Annotated in this window: 5 protein-coding genes and 1 pseudogene; 5 read left to right on the top strand and 1 reads right to left on the bottom strand. The window is 70.5% G+C overall.

The features are described 5' to 3' along the window. The 3 genes from AC2W7M_RS20110 to clcA all read left to right on the top strand — a co-directional run. Nucleotides 1–182: hypothetical protein (locus AC2W7M_RS20110; protein WP_486134377.1), on the top strand; the 182-nt coding region annotated here is incomplete at its 5' end. Nucleotides 183–270: 88 nt separating this feature from the next. Beyond that, on the top strand, nucleotides 271–747 hold the full coding sequence (locus tag AC2W7M_RS20105; protein ID WP_486134375.1) for a hypothetical protein: 477 nt from the start codon (nucleotides 271–273) through the stop codon (nucleotides 745–747). Nucleotides 748–829: 82 nt separating this feature from the next. Beyond that, nucleotides 830–2,212 carry a H(+)/Cl(-) exchange transporter ClcA gene (gene clcA, locus AC2W7M_RS20100; RefSeq protein WP_486134373.1) on the top strand — a complete coding sequence of 461 codons (1,383 nt, stop codon included), beginning with the start codon at nucleotides 830–832 and terminating at the stop codon, nucleotides 2,210–2,212. Nucleotide 2,213: 1 nt separating this feature from the next. On the opposite strand, the gene AC2W7M_RS20095 is transcribed toward clcA, so the two are convergent. Continuing rightward, nucleotides 2,214–3,329, bottom strand: coding sequence for a linear amide C-N hydrolase (locus tag AC2W7M_RS20095; RefSeq protein ID WP_486134371.1), 1,116 nt, complete (start codon nucleotides 3,327–3,329; stop codon nucleotides 2,214–2,216). 485 nt (nucleotides 3,330–3,814) lie between these two features. Between AC2W7M_RS20095 and AC2W7M_RS20090 the strand changes: the two genes are divergently transcribed. Next, nucleotides 3,815–4,090, top strand: a complete 276-nt coding sequence (locus AC2W7M_RS20090; protein ID WP_486134369.1) for a YtcA family lipoprotein — start codon at nucleotides 3,815–3,817, stop codon at nucleotides 4,088–4,090. A 1-nt stretch (nucleotide 4,091) separates the two neighbouring features. Beyond that, nucleotides 4,092–4,681, top strand: a pseudogene (locus tag AC2W7M_RS20085) (multidrug transporter subunit MdtN); the annotation flags it as partial.

Below are 4,681 nucleotides of genomic sequence, written 5' to 3'. Positions count from 1 at the left end.
GCGGCGCGCATCGCCGCCCGCCCCCGGATGCGGGGACCGCCTGCCGGTTCCATCGCCGCAGCGGCCCCCCAGCGCTGCGCTCGCCGCGCTGTTTCGACGCCGTCGCCGACGAACTCGACCACATGGCGCGGCTCAGGGAGGTGGGGCAATTTCACACCGCGCCGCTTCTGGCGCATCCCTAGCTCTTCTGGCATCGATCGGGCGGGCGCGCTCGCCGGCGACGACGGCGCGCTCCTGTCTCGTTTCAAACGCGTTGGGAAGGTTGGCACCATGCACGCACGCACCCTCACCGCCACGGCATTCGCTCTCGCGCTCGGCGCGGCCGCTCCGGCTCTTGCGGCGGGTCCGTTCGAATGCCCGACGAAGCCTTTGGAGGCGGCGCAGGCGGCCAAGATCAAGGCGCTGCTGCCCTCGGGGGACGCCTTCGACAAGGTCGAGCAGTTGAACGCCGCCGTCACCCAGCTCAAGGCCGAGGGCGCCAATCCGGTGCTGGTGATCGACACCCTGATCGCCGCCTACTGCCCCGTGGTGGCGGCGCAGCCGGGGCTGAGCGATGCGCAGAAGTCGACCCGCGTCGCCCGCTTCGCGGCGCGCATCACCCGGACCGTGTTCGCCCTCGACGGCGCCGACGCGATCATCCTCGACGTCGCCTTCCCGCCCGCCGTGGTGGACGCGATCAATGCCAAGCCCGGCGCCGCCGGCGTGCGCCCGAAGCCTGGATCCAGGGCGCCATCACCTCGGCGCTGAAGTAGCGTCGGCAGGCCGGCCAAGCGCGGGCGCCTGGCGGCTGCCGCCGCCCGCTGCCGCCCGGCGCCTCGGGGATGATCACGTGAGCGCATCGGAACCAACGCCACCGGAGGACCCGCCGCGGAGCCGCGCCGGCGACGCGCTGTTCTACCTGGTCGCCATCGCGATCGGCGCCCTCACCGGCGTGCTCGGCACCGCGCTGCATCTCGGCGTCGACCGGGCGCTGGAATGGCCGCACCTGCTGCGTGCGCATCTGGGGCCGGGGCTGGACCAGATCCACCTCCTGCTGCTCTGCGGCGCGGTCGCCGCCGCTCTGGTCCTGGTGTCGGTCTGGCTGGTGCGGACCTTCGCGCCCGAGGCCGGCGGCTCCGGCGTGCAGGAGATCGAGGGCGCCATGGAAGGCCTGCGCACGGTGCGCTGGTGGCGCGTGCTGCCGGTGAAGTTCTTCGGCGGCCTCCTCTCGCTCGGCTCCGGCCTCGTGCTCGGCCGCGAGGGGCCGACCATCCATATGGGGGCCTCGGTGGCGCAGGCGGCCTCCGAGGGGCTGAAGCTGCCGGCGCGGGAGAATCGCGGCCTGCTCGCGGCGGGCGCCGCCGCCGGCCTTGCCGCCGCCTTCAGCGCGCCGCTGGCCTCGATCCTGTTCGTGATCGAGGAGACCCGGCGCCAGTTCCCCTATGCGCTGAAAACCTATACCGGCGTGATGCTGGCCGCCGTCACCAGCGGCATCGTCACCGAGGCGATCGCCGGCCGTCGTCCTTTCATGGTGATCGACGTGCCGGCCATGCCGCTGGAATTCCTGCCGGCCTTCGTGCTGCTGGGCATCGTGCTGGGCTTTCTCGGCGTCGGCTTCAACCGCTGCCTGGTCTGGTCCATGGACCTTTCGCTCGGCATCGGCCGGCGCACCAGCTTCTATCTGGTGCCTGCCGTGGTGGGCTTCGCCGTGGGCGTGCTGCTGGTGCTGCGGCCCGAGGCCACCATGGGCGGGGAGACGCTGGCGGTGTCGCTGGTGGCCGAGAACCTGCCGCTCGCCACCATGGCGGTGATCGTGCTGATCCGCTTTGCCATGACCATGGCGAGCTATTCCACCGGCGTGCCGGGCGGCATCTTCGCGCCGATCCTCGCTTTGGCCACCGCCTTCGGCCTCCTGTTCGCCCTGTGCCTGGAACGGGTGCTGCCGCTGCCTCCGGGCGGGGCGGCGGCGCTCGCGGTGGCGGCCATGGGCGGGCTGTTTTCGTCCACCATCCGCGCGCCGCTGGTGGGCGTGGTGCTGCTGGCGGAACTGACCGGCGCCTATACGGTGTTGGTGCCGGTGCTGCTCACCTGCCTGTTCGCCAATTTCGTCGCCGACTGGCTGGGCGGCCGGCCGATCTACGAGGTGCTGCTGGAGCGCACGTTGCGCCTCGACGGCCAGACCCGTGCTCCCGCCCCCGCCGAGCCGCAGATCGGCGGCTGGGACCAGCGCTAGCTCACGGCGCCTTGGTTGCCAGAAGCGCCGCCGTCGCGTCCGGCGCCGCGCCGTCGAGCGCCTGGAACGGCAGCACCTTCGGCGCGCTTTCGGCGGCCAATGCGGCGAGGTCGAAGCGGGTGTAGTTGAGCGCGCCATAGGTGCGCACGAAGAACAGCTTCCGCTCGAGGTCGGCGAGGCTGGTCCAGGTGGTGAACTCGGTGGCGTAGGCCGCGCCCTCTTCTTCCTTCAGCCCCTCCACCTCCAGGTGGCCGCCGCCCGCGCCCGGATAGTCGATGGTGGCGCCGCGCGGCCGGTCGAACAGGTTCATGACGTGGCCGAGCGTGATCACCGCCATGTCCGGCGTCGCCGCCTTCTCGGTGAAGTGGGCGTAGAAGGCGGCGCGCACAAAGCGGCCGACCGACGTGTTGGAGCCCGGCAGGCCGGCGGTGGCGATGCCGGAATCCGGCTGCATGGCCTTGAACGCCCCGAAGGTCGCGCTCGGCTGGTCCACATTGCTGAGATGGGTGTAGTTGTTGAGGTTGGTGAGGTGCCAGTCGAACTGCGGTCCGTTGGTCATCACCCCCACCGGATTGTCGTAGACGTGCATCTCGCCCTGGTCGAACTCGATCACCAGCGCGGCGCCGGCCGTATCGTGCACCACATAATGGAACGGCGAGACCACGCCGCCGAGAATGGCGAGCGGCACGAGCACCACCGGCATCTGGTCCAGCGCCGCCTTCACCTCCTCCACGGTCGCGAACTGGCCCAGAACCCAGGTGCCGAGGTCGGAAGCCGAGAGCACCGCGCGCGTCATCTCCACCGCATGCTGCTTGCCGGCGGCGGTGGGATAGGAGAGCAGGCTGAAGGTCAGGCCCTTGTCGTTCAGCCCCTCCAGCACCTTGAGGTCGGCCATCTGCTGGGGCGCCTGCGCGCTCGGGACGCGGGCCGGCATGGTCACGGCGAGCACTGCGTGGCGGGCGGCGTATTCGACCGGCGGATGGCCTTCCACCTCCGAGGCTGTGGAAAACCCGGCCGGAAAATAGACCATTTGGTAGGGCAGATCGGTGGTCAGCTCGAGCGTGCGGCCGAAATAGGCCTTGCCGGCCGCGTCGTGATAGACAAGCGAAGTGCACATCTGCGCCGTACCCCGATTCCCTGTGTGCCGCCGCCCGCCGGCCGTGCCGCGGGACGGCTCTCGGCCACGGCGATCGATGAATTTCCGCCGCCACTGCGATCACCGCGACATTAGCCTGCCCGGCCGAATAAAAATACAAGCAAAGCCAGCGGCAGCAAGACTGCTTGAGTTGCGAAATCGAATGCGCGGATATGCGATTTCTATCGCAATAGACCCGACGGCAAGCCGGAATTATCCCGTTTGGGAACTGCTGTCGCGGAAGAACGGGAAAAGCCCGCCGTCCTTTCGGCCCTGGGGTTTGAATCCCCTGGAGCGCCTGTTAGAAAGTTCTGAATGCTGTGAGGGCGGGCGGCTGCGACAATCGGTTGTATTCGGCTCCGCCGCACCGTTCGGGGCTGCGTCGCATGGGACATTTCCTGGCGCCATACGGGATCGCGAACGGGATCGCGCGGCGGCCGCGCTCCGTTGCGACCACGCGCCTCGCCGTGTGGCGGGGTCGCGCGGCGCGGGTGGGGCTGCTCGCGGGCGCCGGGCTGATCCCGGGCTGCGTGCCCGCCGGGGCGCCGTCTTTGCCCTTCTTCGGCGCCTATTTCCCGTCCTGGCTCGCCTGCGCGCTGATCGGCATCCTTGGCGCGGTGGCGCTGCGCTTCGCCTTCATCCGCGCCGGCATCGACGACGCCATGCCGGCGCGCCTGCCGGTCTATGTGAGCATCGCGGCGGCCATCGGCTTCCTCGCCTCCATCATCGCCTTCGGACGCTGACATGGCGGACGACGCGCACGCCCCCTCCAAGCGTCGGCTGGCCATCCTGGTCGGCATCGCCGCGGTCGCGGCGGCGGTGATCTTCGGCTGGCGCTACCTGCGCACCGCCGAACTGAACCCGCTCTCCCAGGACGCCGTGCTCACCGCGGACGTGGTCAACATCTCCGCCGCCGTGCCCGGCCGCGTCGCCGCCTTCGGCGTGCGCGAGAACGATGCGGTGCGCAAGGGCGAACTGCTGCTGGCGCTCGATCCTGTGCCCTACCGCCTGCAACTCGCGCAGGTGGCGGCGGACCTCAAGATCGCCGAGGCGGCCTATGCCGACCGCCAGCGCAGCCTGACGGCCGCGCGCTCCAACGCGGTCGTCGCCCGCGAGCAGGTGGGCCGCGCCCGCTCCAACCTGGAGCTTGCGACGCAGACCCTCGCCCGGCTGGAGGCCATGCGGCCCAAGGGCTATGTGAGCGCCCAGCAGGTGGACGACGCCGCCACCGCCAAGCGCGATGCCGAGATCAGCCTGAAGCAGGCGCTGGAGCAGGAAACCGCGGCCGAGGCGCTGGTGAGCGACGCAGCGGCGGCCGTGCCGCCGTCGAGGCG

This window comes from Xanthobacter sp. BG11Y11_SDJG (assembly GCF_057364445.1).
Note: the sequence above shows the minus strand (reverse complement) of the source record. Positions and strands in the feature narration are given on the sequence as shown.

What these genes read in the sequence shown, in the direction of transcription:
- AC2W7M_RS20105 (WP_486134375.1), top strand. Translation starts at nt 271, where the DNA reads ATGCACGCACGCACCCTCACCGCCACGGCATTCGCTCTCGCGCTCGGC.
- AC2W7M_RS20095 (WP_486134371.1), bottom strand. Translation starts at nt 3,329, where the DNA reads ATGTGCACTTCGCTTGTCTATCACGACGCGGCCGGCAAGGCCTATTTC.